Raw genomic sequence first — 18,157 nt, 5'->3', positions numbered from 1 at the left:
ATCAGGTCCTCGGTCCGGAGGGGGCCGGCCGGCTGTCCGTCGGGGCGTGAGGGAAGGACGTGGACTCCGGTCGGCCGGCAGAGCCTGCGTGGTCGGGAGCAGGGCGGGTCAACAGGGCGACGCCGAGGGCGGCCACCCAGAGTCCCCAGGCGGTGCTGCCGAGGAGCCCGGCCAGGTCCCAGACAGGGAAACCGGGCACGGTGGTCGAGAAGACGTCGCCCTGGTTGAGCAGGTAGATCGCGCCGGCAACGATGCCCACGGTGCCGAGCCAGCGTGGGAGGATCCCACTGCGCAGGATGATCACGCTGAGCGTGACCGACCAGCCGATGACGAGCACCTGGCCCAGGTGTTCTCCCAGCAGCGCTCCCCCGAACTGATGCTGCGCGGTCCATGCAGCCTCCACCGCCGCCCGGGTCACTGCATCACCGGTGACATAGGAGTCAGCGAGTGGTGGGACGACGAACACCCAGCGAAGGAACCCGATGAGGGATACCAGCACCGAAGCGGCGCCCACAGAGGTAGCCACCCGCACTGCGGGACTCCTCTGCAGTCCGAGGGCCGCGGGTAGGAGGAGAACGGGCAGGGCGAGGAGGCCGTAGGTCCAGGCCGTCGCGAACCAGAGCCAGACCAGGCCGGGTCCGCCGGCTGCGAAAGCAGGCAGGACGGTGCCGGGCGGTTCCCGCAGGATGTCCGGCCAGTCGAAGGCGATGGACAGGGCTGTCGCCGCAGCGGCGAAAGCAACGGCGCTGACCACGAAGAGGGTGCCGGTGAGCCGCCGTAGGCTCCTGATGCTGCTTCTGGTTGTCATGATCGACCCTGCTTTCCCGAGACCTTATCTGTACGGTGTACAAATGCTGTACCCTGTACAGAAAAGTGTCAAGGGTAAGGAGTCCGTCGATGGCCGAGCAACTCAAGGGTTCCCGTCGCGGCCCGCGGAGGGTTTCGACCGGGGAGGAGATCGTGGAGGCCGCTCTCGGCCTGTTGGACGAGGGCGGTGTCGCTGCGGCGTCCATCCGAGGGATCGCCGCCCGGATCGGCGTAGCTCCCAACGCGGTCTACACGTACTTCCCCGACAAGGCCGCCGTCATCAGGGCGATCGTCGAGCATCTTCTCGGGCAGGTCGATCACGCGGCATTCGCGGATCCGGACGTGCCCTGGCGACGGCGGATCGAGCTCCTGGCCGTCGAATTGAGGGAGCGCCTCACGGCTCATCCCGGTGCCGTCGGACTGATGATCGGCGGTCCCATGGACGGACCCCGCGCCCTTGCCCTCAATGAACGGCTGATGGAAGTCCTCTCCGGCGCAGGGTTCTCGCCCACGGACGCAGCGAAGGCCTCCTACCTGCTGATCGTCTACGTCTTCGGCTCGATCGCCCTGGAGGTGGCGGAACTCGGTGACGTCCGTCAGGCACCCCCCGAAGCGGATCGCATCGCGGCACGGTACTCCGGCTTCTCCGGAATACCGGCCGAGACGTACCCGCTGTCGGCCGCCGCCGCTCAGGTCATGGCCCGGTACGTGTCCACCGAACAGTATCTGTGGGGACTCCACCGGATACTCGACGGCCTCGGTGACTCGGCGACCCGGACGACTGTCCCCGTGGCGCAGGCCGCCGTCGGGTGACGCGACGGCCGGATCCGGAGTGGCGCCCTGCTGCTTCTGTCCTCCTACCGGATGCCGCTGCGTGCGAGGCCCTGCACGAAGTACTTCTGGAAGGCGAGGAACATGATGACGATCGGCGTGATGGACACGAGCGCCAGCGCCATGATGGCACCGTAGTCGGCCCCGTACTGCCCTCTCAGGTACAGCAGGCCGATGGGCAGGGTGAAGAGTTGGCTGTCCTTGAGCGCGATGAGCGGCCACGCGAAATCGTTCCACTGGTACATCACGGTGAGCAGCACGAGCACGGCGATCAGCGGCTTGCACAGCGGCAGGATGATCTGCAGGAAGATCCGGAGGGTGCCCGCGCCATCGACCTTCGCTGCTTCGATGAGTTCGTCGGGAATGGCGATGATGAACTGGCGGGCGAGGAAGATGCCGAACGCGGAAGCAGCCGACGGCAGAATGACCGCCCAGAACGTGCCGTAGATCCCGAGCTCCGTGACGAGGCGGAACTGCGCCACCATCAGGACCTGCACCGGGACCATCATCGTGCTCAACACCAGGAGGAAGATGGCTCCCTTGCCGCGGAAGTCGAGCTTGGCGAAGGCGTAGCCGGCCAGCAGGTTCACGGTCACGGTGAGGACCGTGACGATAACCGTGATGACCACGGAGTTGCCGAACCAGGTGGCCGTCGGGAAGCGGCCGAAAATGGTACGGAAGTTCTCGAGCGACCACTCGGAAGGCCAGATGCGCAGCTCGCGGCTGAAGACGTCGGCGTTCGGGGAGAAGGCGATCGTGACCATCCAGTACAGCGGGAACATCATGATCAGGCCCACGATGACGGCGGTCACCAGTCGGGCCGCCGCGGATGCATGCTGCGCGGGCGATATCCGCTTGACGCGGGGGACGAAGTCGGCCGGTCCTGCTGGGGGACCGGCCGGGCGAGTCGCCCGGTCACTGCCCCTGGGGGAGAGTGGATGCGCCATGGGAATCCTGTCCTCGTGGGCTGTCATGGGTGGTCGTTGGCGCCGACCGGTGCCGGCCGGCGCTGCGTCGAGCTATCCGGTGGTGTCGCGCGTGCGGTTGCCCCGCCACTGGAGGACGGTGAAGACGAGGGTCAGCAGGAAGATCACGATGCCGATAGCCGCCGCGTAGCTCTGGTCACGGGTGACGAAGCCGTTCTCGTAGGCGTACGTGACCAGCACCGAGGTCGACCGGCCCGGACCTCCCCCGGTCATCACGAAGATGGTGTCGAAGACCTGGAAGGAGTAGATGACGTCCATGATCAGCAGGAAGAATGTGGACGGGCCGACGAGGGGCACGGTGAGGTAGCGGAACTGCTGCCATGAACTGGCGCCCTCGAGCTTCGCCGCTTCATAGAGTTCCGGCGAGATGCTCTGCAGCCCGGCAAGGTAGATGACCATGTTGAACCCCACGCGGATCCACAGCGTCACCAGGACGATCGAGGCGAACGCGGCAGATCCCTGCGACTGCCAGGGGATGCCTGCCAGCCCGCCCTCGCGGAGGAGTTTGTTGATGATGCCCGTCGCCTCATCGAAGAGCAGCACCCCCATGAGGGCCGTGGCGACGCCCGAGATGACCATGGGCAGGTAGATCAGCGTGCGGAAGAGCTTGCGCCCAGGGAGCACGGAGTTCATGAGGACCGCCAGGGCCAGCCCCAGGGCGAGGCTCAATGGCACCGTGATCAGGGTGAAGACGGCGGTGTTGAGCGCCGATTGCCAGAATGTGGGATCAGTGACGAGCCGCTGGTAGTTCTGCAGCCCCACCCAGCCACTCGCTCCGAAGCCGCTGGATTCCTGGAAGCTGATCAGGAAGGCCCAGCCCAGTGGCAGGAAGAGGAACACGCCGAGCAGTACGAGATTGGGTCCCAGGAAGCCGTAGGAGGCGAGCGTGCGCCGATGCGCCCCGTTCCTTGCCCTGGCCGTGTAGGTGGGAACCGGTGGGGGCAGCCCTCGGGTGTCATCGGTGGACTCCTCGCGGGCCGAGGTGCTGGCGGACATCAGCCGGCTGCCTCATCCACGGCTGCTGCGATGTTCGCCAGGGTCTCCTCGACCGGCTGGCCCTGGGTGAAGGCAGCCTCGAGTTGGTCGCGCAGTTTGGGGTTGATCGCCGCCATGGCGGGGGAGGTGAGCTGCTCCACGTCGGACGGCTCCAGGGTGGTTGCCTGTTCCACGAAGATGCCTGCGATGTCCGGCCGCGTCTGGTAATCGAGTTCGGAGTCGACGAGGCTCTTCAGGGTGGGCAGCTCCATGGCGCGCGCACAGAAGTCCGACATCTGATCCGGCTGCGTCATGAATTTCAGGAACTCGGCCGCAAGCTCGGGGTTTCGGGCATTCTTCGTCGCCACGAGGGCGTTGCCGCCCAGGTCACAGGCACCACGCTCGTCGCGGGGCAGGTAGGTGGCGCTCCACTCGAAGTCGGTGATGGCCTCATCCAGGCTCGGAAGCACGAAGTTGCCCACGAAGGCCATGGCGGTGGTTCCGGCGGAGAAAGCGTTGTCCGCGTACGTGGAGGACTTCACGGAGCTGCTGGGGGGTACGAGATCGTCGGTGAAGAAACCCTGGGTGAAGGCCAGGGCCTTCGTCCCGGCGTCGGACTGGATGGCGGAGCCGGTGAGATCGTCGTTGAAGAGTCGGCCACCGGCCTGGAAGAGCCAGCTCAGCCAGCGGGTGGAACCGCCGAGCTGCCAGTTGTAGACGAAGGGGTAGAGATCGTCGGGGAGGGAGCCGCGGAGCTGCTCCGCAACCCTGCGGAACTCCTCCCACGTCCACGCGGAGTCGAGGCTGTCGGGAACACTGGTGATGCCCGCCTGCTCGAAGAGATCGGTACGGTACACGAGGGCAGAGGTGTCGGTCTGGTGCGGAACGCCGTACGGTTTGTCCTCGAACTGGACGGCCTGCCACATGGCGGGCAGGAACTCCTCGCCCGCCGCTGTGTCGAAGTAGCTGCTGAGGTCGAGGAGCTGGTCCTGGCTGCTGTAGGCACCGATGGTGCCGTAGTCGACGCGGAAGAGGTCCGGCGCCGTCCCCGCCTGCAGCTGGGCGTCGATGTTCTGGAAGATCTGCTCGTAGGGTACGAGATTGAGCTGGACGTCCACACCGGAGTTGGCGGCCTTGAACGCCTCGATCCCGCGGCGGAAACCCTCCTCCTCGGCCGGACTGCCCCAGGTGGTGAACGTCAGGGTGTCCTGCTCACCGTCACCCCCGCCGGAGTTGGAGCCGCCGGAGAATCCCGCGCATCCGTTCAGCGCCGCCGCCGCCGCGAGGAAACCTGCTCCGCCAAGGATCTGCCGTCTGGAAATAGTCATGTTCATGCCTTCCGGGTGAGGGTGATCACAACCTACAGCGCCGCGCCGACAGTCCGAAGGGCGTCGGCAAAGTATTTCCGCCCGGCGACCGTCCCCGACGACCCCGAGGACTACTGTCTGCGGGCGACGGCGTCCACTCGGATCGCATCGTGGAGCCGTGTGCTCTACTGGGGGCATGATGCACAGGAGCGGGACTGCGCTGCCGGCTGAGGGGGCACTGGCGGCGGCCGCAGCAGCCTACGAGGCCGCTCTCCCGGGGTTGCAGGCGCAGTTCGCGATCGACGGCCTCGACCGGACCGGCGTCCCGACGTGGGCGACGTGGTGGCGGGGAGCAGGCGCGGCTCTGGGCGGCGTCGGATACGGTCCGTCCGCGGCGCAGGCGCGCGTCGGTGCTCTCGGTGAGACGGTCGAGAGCGCCTTCTCCCTCATGGCGTTCGCACGCCTCGAGCGGACGACGGCGTCGTACAGCGAAATCCGGCGTCGCCATGGCGCAGCGGGAGTCGCGGACCCGCGGACCCTGGGGCTGCCGGTGGGCTCCCCCTACTCCGATGACATGGTCCTGACCTGGGTGCCGATGCGTCGAGCCCTCGCCACCCGAAGCCTCGACAGCTCCGACCGCCGGGGCGCGCCGGCCCTCGAACTCGACGGGGAGCCGGTGCTCGTTCCGGTCGATCTCGTCGCGAGCAGCCCGTCGGAGCTCGATGATCGCGATACGGGTGAGCGGTTGCTGATGCCCGTCGCGAACGGGATGGGCGCGGGGACGAGCCTGCGGCAGGCCGTTGTCCACGGTGTCCTCGAGATTCTTCAGCGCGACGGCAACGGTCTCACCTTCCGGGCGCTCGACCGGGGGACGGTCGTCGAACTGGGCCCCGACGACGGGGACGCCGAGACCCGCCAGGTGCTCGAAGCGCTGCGCAGTGCGGGGGTGGACGTGCTGGTGAAGATCGCGTCGATCGATCACGGGGTGTCCGACCTGTACGTCGTCGGGCACGCACCGGGCGACGATCTCGTCGTCGCGACAGCCTGCGGGGAGGTTGCACATCCCGATCGGGATGTGGCGCTGCGCAAGGCGGTGCTCGAATTCGCCTCTGCCCGGGCCCGGAAGGCGTTCATGCACGGCCCCCTCGCCGCGGTCCGACGCATCACGCCGCAGGACTATCTGCACGACGCGTTGGCCGTCGTCGATCCCGGCGCCGAGGAGCCGCGCGTCCTCGAGGCAACCGTGGGCTGGCTGACTGCCGGCGCGGAGCAGGACGCAGCCGTGCGGGCGCGCCTGGATACCACGGTGTTCTCCCGCCGATCGGTCATGCGGTTCCGTGATCTCCCGACGCGACCGACCGCCGACCCGCTGGCGATCATGACCGACCACGGTCTCGACGTTCTTGTCGCCGACCTGACGCCCCCTGGACCGACCGATGACGGCGTGGCACGGGCGGTCAAGGTGGTGGTGCCCGGGACCGAAGTGGAAACGGTCGCCTATGGACGGATCGGCGAGGCGGGTGTGCGGAGACTGGTCGACGACGGGCGGGGCGATCTCGCGCGCGTGGGCCGGCGACCCGAGGGCGACGGCTGGCGGGAAGTGATTTTGACCGGCGAGGCCGTCGAGCGGCTCGGCGGCCCGGCATGGCTGGATCGTGACGCCGTCGAGGCCGTCGCGGCCGGGCTGCTGCCGCTGTACCGTGAGCCCGGCCGGCATGCCGCCCGACTCGTCCTCGGTGAGCAGTAGTGCTCCCGCTCCCACGCCGGACACGCCGGACATATGAACAGTGAACAGGGCGCCGCTGAGCTGGAGACGTACATCCTGGATCAGGGTGAGCAGCCCGGGGGAGCACCGGTGGTGCTGCTCGACGACGCCGCAGTGGCCGCCGGAGCGGATCCGTCCACGTTGATCCCGGGCATCATGGGCCCACTGCCGGCAGCACTCCGGCGCCCCGTACCGTTCACCTACGAGGCCTACGTCCTGCAGAGCGTCCTCGGGGAACTCCTGCTGGAGAGCGAAGGCGCAGGGTGGTCGAAGGGTGAGCTGTCGGCGATCCCGCTCCTCGCCCTGAACTTCCACGATGTCCTGCCGGGACACCTCGAGATCGCGGACCGGCGGCTGAACAAGCTGGCACGGCTCCGGGATCTCCTGACGGCCGGCGCGGACGAGGAGCTCCATCCGCGGGTCGTCGTCCTCCTGTTCGACGGATACAAGGACGCGGCACGGATGGTCGTCCCGATCTGCGAACGGCTCGGGCTCCGCGTCGTGATCCTGCCCATCGCTCTCGAGGTCCTGGACGACCGTGCCGGCACCCTGAGCGACGACGAGTTGATCCGCTTGGCACGGAACCACGCACTGGGCTTCCACACGCTCACCCATCGCTCGGCGGACGAGATCACGCCCGCGACGGTGACCTCCGAGGTGACCGACGTCGTGCATCGACTCACCCGGATCGCCGGCCGCGCACCACGGGTGGGTGCGTGGTGCGGGGGTGCACGCTTCGATGACAGCCTGCTCGGGAACCGACGACTGCGTGAGCTCGGGGTGACCGACCTCGTCTCCAACTGGTCCTGGGAGACCATCTAGCCGTGCTGCCTGCCGTACTCGGAGACCGCGATCAGGCTTGCTTCGCGGTCTCCGACCGCCCCCGCGGGGAACGGCGCGCAGGTCAGGCCGGGACGGTGAGCCCCTGAAGCCAGCTCTGCCACTCCGGTTCTTCGCGCCGCACGTAGTCCGCCGCGTCGGCGGAGAACAGGTACGCCCGTACGCCCGCCGTCGCGGTCCCGGCGCTCTCGCCGTAGGTGAAGACGCTGAGCATCCCGGGCACCGGCGCGGTGAGCCGGACCAGCGTCTGCCGCTCGCCTACACGCTCGACCGTGCCGGTGGCACCGCGAATCTCGACCGTGGCACCCTCGTCTCCCAGTCCGAGCGCGTCGTGCAGGATCGACCAGAGCGCCTGCGCGTCGCCGGGATGGGAGGCGGTGGCCTCGAGCTGCGTGGTCTCCTGGCCGGGGAAGTGCGAGAGGTAGAGCCGCAGGTTGTCGAAGAACGGCATCCAGTTGGCGCCCATGTCCTCCCAGAACTCCGACTCCCAGGCGGCACCGGTCCCGAAGCCGCTGCTGGTGACGCGCACCACGCAGGTGCCGCCCGACCGGGCCTCGACGAGGAACTCGGAGGTCAGCGGGCTGAGCGCAGCCGGGTCCTTGCCCATGAGGGCGGCCCAGTCCTCCTCGTACTCGAGGCAGCGTGGCGGGTCCCAGCCGGTGACCCGGCCATCCGACCCCATCTCGGGGCCCATGGTGAAATGCAGCGAGCCGCCCTCGCGCTCTTCCATCTCGGTCGGCAGGAACCAGGCGCTCATGCCCTTGGCCGTGGCGATGGCCTGCCAGACCTGCTCCGGGGTCCCAGGGACCTCGACGGCGAATTCCAGGCGGTACGGGACGTTCGGGATCGTGTTCATCGGTTCTCCTCGGGAAGTGGGTGTGCAGCGACGACGAGCCGGTGCGGGCGCCCGTCGTCATGGTGGTAGCGAGCGGCCAGGTCGAGTACCGCAGCGGTCAGCTCGTCGGCGAAGGCAGCCCGGTCGGCGGCCGACCGGAACCCGATCTGCGTGTCGATGGTCAGTGTCGGCAGGGCCCTGCCGGATGCGCCGGCCCGGCGGGCCAGGGCGCCGACCTCGCGCACCAGGCGGCCGGCCAGTGCTACGAGGTAGGCCGCCGACAGGTGGTCGTCGTTGGCCTCCGGATCGGCCGCGGATGCGCTGACGGCGGCGGGTGATACGACGTAGGACGCAGCCGACGCCCGCAGTACCCGCTCGGTGATGCCCCCGTGCCGGCGCTCCTCGAACAGTTCCACCAGGCCGTGCAGCTCGAGCGCCTTGAGGTGGTAGTTGACCTTCTGGCGTGCGAGGCCGACTCGCAGGGCGAGCCCGGCGGCGGAGGCCGGAACGGCCAGCTCCCCGAGCAGCCTGGCGCGGACCGGATCCAGCACGACGGCGGCTGCCTCTGCGTTCTCGATGACTTCGACGTCCTGCATGCGACCATCCTGAGCTTGACAATAAACTTTGTCAATAGATGGCCGGATGAATGACGCCCTCGGATCCGCATCCCCGCCGGCACCGACGATCAGTCACCTGGAGGCCGGAGGGAGTGATGAGGATGCCCGATTCCCGATACCAACCCGACCGGTCGGTCGGTTCTCGTGGTACCGTTGCTTCATGAGCACCAGGGAACACATCCTGCAGACCGTTCGGCGATTGGCGATCGAGACCGGGTCGGTGCCGTCCATGGGGGTGATCGCCCAGCAGGCGGGGGTGTCCAAGGGCGGGTTGATGCACCACTTCTCCTCGCGCAATGCCCTGGTGGAGGGCATCGCGGTGCAGGCGATACGGGATCTGGACCAGGCTCTGACCGCGGCCGCTGAGCGCGGCACGGTGGTCGAGACCTGGTTGCGCTTGTCGTCCTCCCGTGAAGAGGCTGCCCTCTACCGGGCGATGTCGATCCTGCTCACTGATCGGACCTCTCTGACCGATACGCTTCTGCAGCATGCGGCCGAGGCCACCCGGCGGTGGGAACACCTGTTCACCGTTGAAACGGGGGACCCTGTGACGGCCTCGATCATCCGCCTCCTGGGTGACGGGATGCTGCTGAACAGCCTTGCCGACGACGACACCGGGGCCAGCCTCGACTCGATCCTGCAGTGGCTGAATGGCAGGTCCCCGACGTGATCGGTGGTGGACTGCTCGCCGGTATCGCGGGTCTCGCCCTGGCCGACTCGTTGAACCCGGCGACGATCGTCGTGATCACCCTGATCCTGCTCACCGTCGCCCATCGGCCTGTCGGTTCGGCCTTGACGTTCGTTCTCGGGGCGATGAGCACCGTCTTCGCCCTCGGCACGGCGATCTTCCTCGGTGCCAGCGTCGCCGCCGATGCCGTAGGTGAAGGGCTCATCTGGCTACGCCGTGCAGTGTTCCTCATCGCCGCCGTCGCTCTCGCGGTAGCAGGGTTCCGCCGCTTCAGGGACCGGGAGAGGAAAGGGATCGATCTTCCGCCGTGGTTCGGGGTGTGGACTGCTTTCCCGCTGGGTGTGATCATCACCGGAGCCGACCTGCCCAACGCGTTTCCCTACTTCATCGCCATCGAACGCATGGTCGCCGCGGATGTCGACATCCCCATCGGGTTGGTCGTCCTCGCCAGCTACGCGCTCGTCTATTGCATCCCATGCCTGATCCTCCTCGCCCTCGGCATGACTCACGGCGATACAGTCAGGACACGCCTACGCAAGGTGCTGGACCGGTTCTCCACGGGCATTGTCCGACGCTCCCTCCCAGCAGCGTTCACGTTGTTCGTCCTCGCCGCCGCAGTCCTCACCTTCGCCCTCTGGCCCTGAGCAGGCTGCCACGGCCACCAACCGTCTCGACGGACGAACGCATTCGGCGCCACCTGACGGATCGCGCCTCTCACCCGGGACGGGGCGGTCGGAGCGTGGGATGATGCTGCGATGAGCGAGCTCGACGTCAGGCGCCTGGTCCGGGGGGACGCTGCCACGGCAAGGATCATGGTCGAGATGATGGCGCGGGTCTTCGAGGAGGACTATGAGCAGCTCGGTCAGGACTATGTCGATGACCTTCTTGGGCGAGAGAATTTCTGGGTCTTCGCGGCGTCGATCGGTCCGGAGATCATCGGTGGCCTGACCGCTCACACGTTGCCCATGACACGCTCGCAGTCGTCGGAGCTGTTCATCTACGATCTCGCCGTGCGGCCGGACCATCAGAGGCAGGGCATCGCGAGTCGACTCGTCCTCGAATTGCGTGCCGCCGCCGCGGCCGAGGGCATTCACGAGATCTTCGTTCCTGCAGACAATGAGGATGTGCACGCCCTGGAGTTCTACCGGGCACTGGGAGCCACCGCCGCGCCGGTCACGTTCTTCACCTTCAAGGATTGAGTCGTCGGCTCGGGCATCGCTTCACGCGATGCTTCGCCTATCGGGCGGGTTCTGGCAGAGTGCGTTCGATAGTCATGGGGGTACAAGCTATGCACCAAGGACGTTCTCCAGGCGCTGCAGCGGCCGCCGTTCTCACCGTCGGGTTGCTCGCCGGCTGCAGCACCCCAGGGCAGGCGCACACCGACGCCCCGCCGGCATTCACCTCCATGGACGAGGCGTACGCCGCCGTGGACGGAGTGCTGGGGTGCGAGGCCGAACCTGCGGGTGATCCGATCGTGCCGGCGGACGGGGGCGCGCTGACGTCCGAACAGAAGCTGTGCTCGGAGAACGTGCAGATCGATCTGTACCCGGACGAGGACTCCCTCCGGAAGGCCTTCGAGATCTGGACCGGCTCGAACCAGGGTGAGGTGCACCTCGCCCGCGGCACTAACTGGATGGTGGTCGACGTGACTGCCGTGGCCACGGGCGAACCCACGACCTGGGACATCGAAGGGTTGGCGGAGGACCTGCACGGGGAGTACGCGGTGGCCGGCGGATAAGCACGATCGACGAGTCCTTCTCATCTTGGTCTCACGAAGCGGCGGGATACTTGAGCCATGCGATCCGCGGCGCTTCAGATGTGGCTCCTGGGCGCGGTACTTGCCGCCCTCATGGTGACCGGCGTGCTCACCCTCGTCAATATCGTGCGTGATCCTCCCGATCAGCAGCTCGGACCCGCGGTCGTCTTCACCGACCCCGCGTCGGTTCCGGGACCGCCGTCGCTCCCGCCGGCGGATCCCACCCCGGAGTCTCCGCGCCCGGAGCCGCCCGCAGACGGGTCCCCGACACCGTCCGTGCCTGCGTCAACCCCCGCTCCGGCCCCTGCCCCCGCCCCTCCACCGGAGGTCGTGCCCGCGCCGCCACCGATCATCGGCGATGACGATGACGATGACGACGACGTGGGCGATGGGGATGACGACGATGACGACTGAGAAGACGCGGCCGCTCCCTGCGGTGCCTGCCCGCGGTCACCTGGTGCGCCGCCCACCTCCGCCTCGGTACACCCCGACGGCGCAGGACGGGGGCAGACTGGACCGGATCGGCCGCGTCTTCAGCCGTGCGACCCGTCGGTGGTCGGTCCGGTCCCGTGTACTGAGCGCACTGCTCGCCCTGTCCGCCCTGGGTCTCCTGTTCGCAGGAACCACGGCATACGGACTGCAACGGGCAACACTCAACGCGGACATCGACAACTCGCTGGAACGCAGTTTCGGGGAGTTCGAGACCCTTCTGGCGACGGGCATCGATCCCGCCACCCGATCTCCGTTCGTCACTGCCGAGACCCTCGTCTACCTCGTCATGCAGCGCACCCTTCCTGCCCCGAACGAAGGCATGATGGGCATCCGCGCCAGTGACGCGGTTCTCCTCGCCAACGACGCCGTGTCCCTGCGCCTCGAGGACGACCCCGAGCTGGTGGCCGCCGCGGCGGACCGCTCGTCGGCGGACGACGTCGCCATCACGACGATCGACACCGCCAGAGCCACCTACCGCGCCATCGTCGTGCCGGTCATGCTGAGCGAGGACACGGAGCCCACCACCTTCGTCCTCGCCTACGACATCGACGCGGAACGGGCGGAGCTGAACCGGACGTTCACCACTTTCGCCCTGATCAGCCTCGGGGCGCTGCTGCTCATCGGCGCAGTCGGCTGGCTGCTCATCGGCAACCTGCTGCACCCGGTGCGGCGGCTCCGGGAGACCGCACAGACCATCAATGACAGCGACCTCTCGCAGCGGATCGTCGTCACCGGGAACGACGACCTGTCCGATCTGACGCGGACCTTCAACGCGATGCTCGACCGCCTCGAGAAGTCCTTCACGTCGCAGCGGCAACTGCTCGACGACGTCGGCCATGAGCTCCGCACGCCGATCACCATCATCCAGGGTCACCTCGAGCTGCAGGATCCTACCGATCGGGAGGACGTCGACGCCGTGCGGGCCGTCGCCCTCGACGAGCTGGAACGCATGCGTCTCCTCGTCGACGACCTGGTCACCTTGGCCGGGAGCGCTCGTCCCGATTTCGTCCGCCCGAAACCGACCAGCGTCGATCGCCTGACGGACGACATCCTCGACAAGGCACGCGGACTGGGTGACCGGCGATGGATCATCGACTCACGGGCTGAAGGGGAGGTCCTACTCGATGACCGGCGGGTCACGCAGGCGCTGCTTCAACTCGCCGCGAATGCCGTGAAGTTCTCCACGGACGGGTCGACGATCGCCGTCGGCTCCCGGCTCGACGGCGACCGTCTCAGCCTGTGGGTGCGTGATGAAGGCATCGGCATCAGCGCCGCCGACCAGCAGCGCATCTTCGGCCGCTTCGAACGCGGCTCCGACGGCAGACGCGCCGAGGGCGCGGGCCTCGGTCTGTCCATCGTCGAAGCGATCGCGCAGTCCCACGGCGGCGGTGTCAGTGTCCTGTCGGCGCCAGGCCGCGGCTCCACCTTCACCCTCGAACTTCCGACGGCGGCCCGCCGGAACCCGGCCGATGCAGTATCCCGCGAGCACCGTGGCCCTGCCACGAAGGAGGAACCGTGACCCAGATCCTGATCGTCGAGGACGAGGAACGCATCAGCGCCTTCATCGCGAAGGGGCTCCGGGCGGCCGGCTACGTGCCCACCAGCGCGGTCAACGGACGGGACGGCTATCACCTGGCGCAGACCGGGGACTTCGAACTCGTCATCCTCGACCTCGGCCTGCCGGACCAGGACGGCTTCACGGTGCTCCGACGACTCCGGGAGGCCCGCAACGACACCCCCGTCATCATCCTCTCCGCGCGCAACACCACGGACGCCACCGTGGCCGGCCTCGAGGGCGGCGCCGACGACTACATGACCAAGCCCTTCCGCTTCGAGGAGCTACTGGCCCGCGTCCGTCTGCGCCTGCGCCCGGATCCGTCCCGCACCGAGAGCTCCGTCCTCTCCCACGAAGGCCTCCAGCTGGACCTCCGGACCCGCCGCGCCCTCATCGACGGCAGGGAGGTGGACCTGTCCGCCCGCGAATTCGCCCTGACCGAGGCGTTCCTGCGCAACCCCGGCCAGGTCCTCAGCCGGGAGCAATTGCTCTCCCGCGTCTGGGGGTACGACTTCGACCCCGGCTCCAACGTGGTCGACGTCTATGTGAGGTACCTCCGCAACAAGCTCGGACCGGAGCGGTTCGCGACCGTCCGCGGCATGGGGTACCGACTGGTCGCCGATCGTCCCCGGCCCTAGCCCGACGCCGAGCACCGAGCGCGTCGGCCGGCATCAGAGGGAGTCGTGGAACCAGTCCTTCGTGAGCTGCCGCCAACGCGGGCGGAAGGCGTAGATGCACGTGAGGCGCAGCTTCGTCGACAGCGCATAGGCGTCCAGCCGGTCTTCGGGTACCAGCAGTTCCTCCGCCACGGCGAGGATCGCACGCTCCCCGGCGGCACGCCGTCGGGCGCTGAGGAGGCCCTGCGCCTCACGGAACGACAGATGCACCAGGAGGTTCGCCAGGTCGAGGGCCGGCTCGGCCAGGGCCAGCGTGTCGCAGTCGATCAGCCCGAGCGTCCCCTGGCTGCTCCCCCCGCCGGAGATGAGCACCTGCTTGTCATGGAGGTCGCGGTGGGACAGGACGGGAGCCTGCGCCGTACCGTGCAGAAGACGGCCGGCAGCGGTGCGTACTGCCGCACGCAGGGCCGCGTCCGGGACCGGAGAGGCACCGAAGTCGAGGCAGCGGACCATCCAGGTGGCGAGGGTCTCGACTTCGTCATGTGGGCCGTAGGAAGGCAGACGACCAGCATCACCACCGGGGACGGCGGCGAAAGCCGGCCAGTGAGCGGCCCAGACGGACCAGGCGTGGTCGAGCATTGCCGTGCCATCGCTCCCGGCACTGGTACTCGAGCAGCCGAGATCGTACAGACTGGCGCCCGGCACCGCGGACAGGGTGAGCGTAGCCCCGTCGACGGCGGTGACGCGGGGAGTGGCGATGCCTGCGGCTGCGACGAGCCCGGCAGCCGTGGCGTGAGCGGTGACGACCCGGCCGACCTTCCGAGGTGGCAGGAGCTTCAGGTATGCGCCGTCCGTCCTCACGACGGCCCTCCTGGTGAAGCGGTGTACCAGGAGTTCACCGGCGTCGACGGCCGCGGGAAGACCTGCCAGGGCCGGGTCCTCCCCGAAGGGCGTCAACGCCACCGTGCCATCCGCATCGAGGTGTCCGGCCCGCAGACGCCCTGTGGTCTCGTCGACGGCTTCGATGGTGAGTCCACCGTCGTGCGGCCAGGTGCGGCGGATGGTGAGCCGCGTGCCCTCGTTGTCCAGGACATCGTCGGGGATGAGCATCACGCGACCAGGGCTGCGAGCATCTCGAGCCGTTCCTCGGTGTCGTCACGCCACGAGGGTGAACAGGACCGGAACGGCTCGTCGAGGCGATCCAGGAGATGTGCGGCGGTCCAGGCGAGCACGGTGTCCTGGTCGATGCGCCCACCGGCGTCCTCGTAGCCGTCGAGGAAGTGTCCGCGCAGGGTACGGCCTGAAGCGCGTTCCTGCAGCAGGTCGACGGCCACGAACGAGCCGATATCCGTGCCGGGGGGCGCCGTCGTCGACCGGTCGAAGTCGGCGAGCACCACGTGAGAGGCGTCGACGAGCACCTGATCAGCGGAGAAGTCACCATGGACGAGGGCTGTGCGGTCGTCGTCGCCCAGGCGTCGGACGAGCGCGGCGTGGATCCTGCTCAGTCGTGCCTGGCTTCCCGGCGTCAGGTGCAGGTCCCGCTCGTTCAGGGTGCGCAGTTTGTGGAGCAGGTCCCGTGCTGGTCGTGGTGCGAGGTCGGTGGGTTGTGCGTGCAGGAGTGCAAGGGCGGCGCCGGCGGAGCGGGCGGCGTCGTGACCATCCTCGCCGGCCACCTGTTGGAGGTCTCCCTGTCCGAACCAGGGGTAGTAGCGCAGGGTGCCGGCCTGCGGCGCGTCGAGGGGGATGATCCGCTGCAGGACCGGGACACCGCGGCGTGCGAGGTCGGCGAGGAAGGCTGTCTCTGCGGGATCAGCGCGGCCGGCCTTGCAGACCGTGGCGCCGGCGGCCGTCTCCATCCGGAAGACCACGCGGCGGTGGGGGTTGTAGTTGAGGACCCGGCCCGGCCCGAGGGACAGGCGATGGTGCCCCTCGAATGCCCGGAGGGTGTCGTGCAGCTTCATGTCCAGGCCGATAGGGCCGGCGACGAGCGTATGCCGTCCGGGCAGTCCGATCACGTCGATGTCATATCCGTGGTTCGCGGCCCGCGCGAGCGTCTTGTCCAGTTTGGCGGCGTGGTGCGGCGCGTAGGTCGCCACCCATCGCGGGGCGGGATCCGCATCGGGTGCCCGCCGGGCGTCGGCCGGTGGAGCCTGTCCCGGGTGACGGGTCCGGAGGCGTGCGACGGCGGAGACGCCCTGCTTGTGGCGTAGCCGGTCGGCGTGCACCGGACGCGAGAACAGGGCGGACAATCCGACCGGATCGAAGATGGCCGGCAGCGCGGGCAGCGCCGGGTCGATGAGGGCGACGCTCATGGCTGCCGCCGGCCGGTGGCTGACAGGTCCTTGACGTCGTCGGCTTCACCGGCCCACCCCCCGTAGACCGGGTGCTCCCTGATGTCCGCGGGGGACCCTTCGAAGCGGACGGTCCCGTCCTCGAGCCAGATGATCCAGTCGTGCGTCAACGCGACGGCGGGTTCGTGGGTGATGGTGATCGTGGTGCGATGCCGCGAGAGCAGGTCCAGCCCTTTCAGGACCTCCGCGCGCGAGTCCTTGTCGAGGCCGGTGGTGACCTCGTCGAGAATCACGAGCGGTGCATCGCGCAGCAGCGCCCGCGCGATCGCTATCCGCTGGCGCTGGCCGCCGGAGAGGGTCCCGCCCCGTTCGCCCACCGTCGTGTCGTACCCGTCCGGGAACTGCGCCACGAAGCCGTGCACGTTGGCGAGCTTCGCCGCGTACTCCACGTCCTCGTCCGAAGCGTCGATGCGGCCATAGCGGATGTTCTCCCGGATGGTGCCCGTGAAGAGGACGGCGTCCTGCAGCACCAGGCTGACATTGGAGCGGAGTGATTCGAGGGTCACGTGCCGGAGGTCCTTGCCGTCCAGGTGGACGCTCCCGGTCTGCGGGTCCATCATCCGTACCGCGAGCGAGGCGAGGGTGGACTTCCCGGAGCCCGAGGGGCCGACGACGGCTGTGCGACGGTGGCCCATGAACGTCAGGTCCACATCCCGGAGCACTGGTTCGTCGGGCGTGTACCCTGCCGTCACGCCGCGCAGCTCGAGGTCGCCCCACACCCGGGACAGGGGAACTGCGTGGGGGCTGTCCTCGATGTCGACCGGCTGATCGAGCAGATCGGCGACGCGCTCGCCCGATGCGGTCGCGCGGGCGATGCGCCCGGTGTACTTCGCCAGGTCGCGGAGGGGCTTCATCGCCGTCTTGAGGTACATCAGGAACAGGACGAGGTCGCCGGGCGTCATGGCGCCCTGCACCACACGCCAGCCGCCTCCCGTGAGCACCAGTGCGGTCGCGACGCCGACGATGACATCGGTGCGGCGTTCGAGGGCCGCGGCCAGACGGCGGGCCAGCACGCCTTCGCGCAGCGTCTTCTCGTTGCTGGTCCCGAACTGGCGTGCCAGTGTCTGTTCGAGACCGTACGTCTGGACGACGCGGATGGCTCCCAGGCTCTCCTGCGCGGTGTTCGCCAGCGCCCCCTCGCCCTTCCGGGTACGGCGTGCGGCGACGGTGATCCTCCCGGTGCTCAGCCTCGACAGCAGAAGGAATGCCGCCGAAGCGACGACGACGACGAGGGCGAGGAGGGGATCCAGCCAGAACATCACGCCGGCCATGGCCACGAGTGTGATGCAGTTCGCGATCAGCGGCAGGCCCGCGCTCACGGCCACCTCCTGGAGCTTCCCCACGTCGCCGATGAGGCGCTGGACCATGTCGCCCGTCCGGGACGAGGAGTGGTAGGACAGTGACAGCGATTGGACGTGCGCGAACACACGGGACCGTAGGTCGGTGGCCACACGGGAACCGGTCAGGGCGAACGCGATGGTGGCGAGGAAGTTGAACAGGGCACGGAACCCGATGATCGCCACCAGCGCAGCCCCGCACAGGATCAGCAGACCCGGGGATGCTGAGGGTCCACCACCGGAGAAATCGGCGCCGAGGCTCCTGGTCACGGCGTCGATGACGAATTTCACGGGCCAGGGTTCCAGAACGCGGAACGCGACCTCCAGCAGAAGGGCCGTGACGCCGCCGGCCATGAGCGTCCTGTGCCGGCCGAGGTGCGGCCGCACCATGCGCAGCG

The 18,157-nt window shown here is 68.4% G+C and carries 19 protein-coding genes; 10 read left to right on the top strand and 9 right to left on the bottom strand.

Annotated elements, in window-relative coordinates:
* Position 1: 1 nt before the first annotated feature.
* On the bottom strand, positions 2-808 hold the full coding sequence (locus AC4D2F_RS09390; protein ID WP_490910299.1) for a DUF4386 domain-containing protein: 807 nt from the start codon (positions 806-808) through the stop codon (positions 2-4).
* A gap of 89 nt (positions 809-897) precedes the next feature.
* On the opposite strand from AC4D2F_RS09390, the gene AC4D2F_RS09385 reads away from it, so the two are divergent.
* Positions 898-1,620 carry a TetR/AcrR family transcriptional regulator gene (locus AC4D2F_RS09385; protein WP_490910298.1) on the top strand — a complete coding sequence of 241 codons (723 nt, stop codon included), beginning with the start codon at positions 898-900 and terminating at the stop codon, positions 1,618-1,620.
* A gap of 44 nt (positions 1,621-1,664) precedes the next feature.
* Here AC4D2F_RS09385 and AC4D2F_RS09380 read toward each other — a convergent pair whose 3' ends face one another.
* From AC4D2F_RS09380 to AC4D2F_RS09370, 3 genes are all read right to left on the bottom strand, one after another.
* Entirely contained in the window at positions 1,665-2,585 is a 921-nt protein-coding gene (locus tag AC4D2F_RS09380) for a carbohydrate ABC transporter permease (protein ID WP_490910297.1), read from the bottom strand.
* Positions 2,586-2,657: 72 nt separating this feature from the next.
* On the bottom strand, positions 2,658-3,620 hold the full coding sequence (locus tag AC4D2F_RS09375) for a carbohydrate ABC transporter permease (RefSeq protein WP_490910296.1): 963 nt from the start codon (positions 3,618-3,620) through the stop codon (positions 2,658-2,660).
* Complete coding sequence (locus AC4D2F_RS09370) at positions 3,620-4,927, bottom strand: ABC transporter substrate-binding protein (protein ID WP_490910295.1); 1,308 nt, start codon at positions 4,925-4,927, stop codon at positions 3,620-3,622. Before AC4D2F_RS09370 ends, AC4D2F_RS09375 begins: the two co-directional genes overlap by 1 nt.
* A gap of 175 nt (positions 4,928-5,102) precedes the next feature.
* Between AC4D2F_RS09370 and AC4D2F_RS09365 the strand changes: the two genes are divergently transcribed.
* On the top strand, positions 5,103-6,653 hold the full coding sequence (locus tag AC4D2F_RS09365; protein ID WP_490910294.1) for a YcaO-like family protein: 1,551 nt from the start codon (positions 5,103-5,105) through the stop codon (positions 6,651-6,653).
* A gap of 33 nt (positions 6,654-6,686) precedes the next feature.
* Complete coding sequence (locus AC4D2F_RS09360) at positions 6,687-7,493, top strand: polysaccharide deacetylase family protein (RefSeq protein ID WP_490910293.1); 807 nt, start codon at positions 6,687-6,689, stop codon at positions 7,491-7,493.
* Positions 7,494-7,575: 82 nt separating this feature from the next.
* Here the strand turns inward: AC4D2F_RS09360 and AC4D2F_RS09355 are convergent, their stop codons facing one another.
* Entirely contained in the window at positions 7,576-8,367 is a 792-nt protein-coding gene (locus tag AC4D2F_RS09355; RefSeq protein WP_490910292.1) for an SRPBCC family protein, read from the bottom strand.
* Positions 8,364-8,942: a winged helix-turn-helix domain-containing protein gene (locus AC4D2F_RS09350; protein WP_490910291.1), complete on the bottom strand. Its 579-nt coding sequence runs from the start codon at positions 8,940-8,942 to the stop codon at positions 8,364-8,366. Before AC4D2F_RS09350 ends, AC4D2F_RS09355 begins: the two co-directional genes overlap by 4 nt.
* Positions 8,943-9,123: 181 nt before the next feature.
* Here AC4D2F_RS09350 and AC4D2F_RS09345 point away from each other — a divergent pair, with 181 nt between their 5' ends.
* The 7 genes from AC4D2F_RS09345 (at position 9,124) to AC4D2F_RS09315 (ending at position 14,092) form a co-directional block, all read left to right on the top strand.
* Positions 9,124-9,633 carry a TetR/AcrR family transcriptional regulator gene (locus AC4D2F_RS09345; protein WP_490910290.1) on the top strand — a complete coding sequence of 170 codons (510 nt, stop codon included), beginning with the start codon at positions 9,124-9,126 and terminating at the stop codon, positions 9,631-9,633.
* Complete coding sequence (locus AC4D2F_RS09340; RefSeq protein ID WP_490910289.1) at positions 9,606-10,295, top strand: GAP family protein; 690 nt, start codon at positions 9,606-9,608, stop codon at positions 10,293-10,295. Before AC4D2F_RS09345 ends, AC4D2F_RS09340 begins: the two co-directional genes overlap by 28 nt.
* 111 nt (positions 10,296-10,406) lie before the next feature.
* Positions 10,407-10,850: a GNAT family N-acetyltransferase gene (locus tag AC4D2F_RS09335; RefSeq protein ID WP_490910288.1), complete on the top strand. Its 444-nt coding sequence runs from the start codon at positions 10,407-10,409 to the stop codon at positions 10,848-10,850.
* A gap of 89 nt (positions 10,851-10,939) precedes the next feature.
* Positions 10,940-11,389 carry a hypothetical protein gene (locus AC4D2F_RS09330; RefSeq protein WP_490910287.1) on the top strand — a complete coding sequence of 150 codons (450 nt, stop codon included), beginning with the start codon at positions 10,940-10,942 and terminating at the stop codon, positions 11,387-11,389.
* Between the two features lie 57 nt (positions 11,390-11,446).
* Positions 11,447-11,821 carry a hypothetical protein gene (locus tag AC4D2F_RS09325; RefSeq protein WP_490910286.1) on the top strand — a complete coding sequence of 125 codons (375 nt, stop codon included), beginning with the start codon at positions 11,447-11,449 and terminating at the stop codon, positions 11,819-11,821.
* On the top strand, positions 11,811-13,418 hold the full coding sequence (locus AC4D2F_RS09320) for a sensor histidine kinase (RefSeq protein WP_490910285.1): 1,608 nt from the start codon (positions 11,811-11,813) through the stop codon (positions 13,416-13,418). Before AC4D2F_RS09325 ends, AC4D2F_RS09320 begins: the two co-directional genes overlap by 11 nt.
* Positions 13,415-14,092: a response regulator transcription factor gene (locus tag AC4D2F_RS09315; RefSeq protein WP_490910284.1), complete on the top strand. Its 678-nt coding sequence runs from the start codon at positions 13,415-13,417 to the stop codon at positions 14,090-14,092. Before AC4D2F_RS09320 ends, AC4D2F_RS09315 begins: the two co-directional genes overlap by 4 nt.
* 33 nt (positions 14,093-14,125) lie before the next feature.
* Here AC4D2F_RS09315 and AC4D2F_RS09310 read toward each other — a convergent pair whose 3' ends face one another.
* From AC4D2F_RS09310 to AC4D2F_RS09300, 3 genes are read right to left on the bottom strand one after another with little or no spacing between them, the layout of a single operon-like run.
* Positions 14,126-15,181 (bottom strand): phosphotransferase, encoded by a 1,056-nt coding sequence (locus tag AC4D2F_RS09310; RefSeq protein ID WP_490910283.1) that lies wholly within the window; start codon positions 15,179-15,181, stop codon positions 14,126-14,128.
* Positions 15,181-16,383, bottom strand: coding sequence for a phosphotransferase family protein (locus tag AC4D2F_RS09305; RefSeq protein WP_104167792.1), 1,203 nt, complete (start codon positions 16,381-16,383; stop codon positions 15,181-15,183). Before AC4D2F_RS09305 ends, AC4D2F_RS09310 begins: the two co-directional genes overlap by 1 nt.
* A complete protein-coding gene (locus AC4D2F_RS09300) occupies positions 16,380-18,149 on the bottom strand; it encodes an ABC transporter ATP-binding protein (RefSeq protein ID WP_490910282.1) in 1,770 nt (589 codons plus the stop codon). Before AC4D2F_RS09300 ends, AC4D2F_RS09305 begins: the two co-directional genes overlap by 4 nt.
* Between the last annotated feature and the right edge of the window lie 8 nt (positions 18,150-18,157).

The organism is Arthrobacter sp. TJ-263 (assembly GCF_058269155.1).
This window is presented reverse-complemented; position numbering and strand designations above follow the sequence as displayed.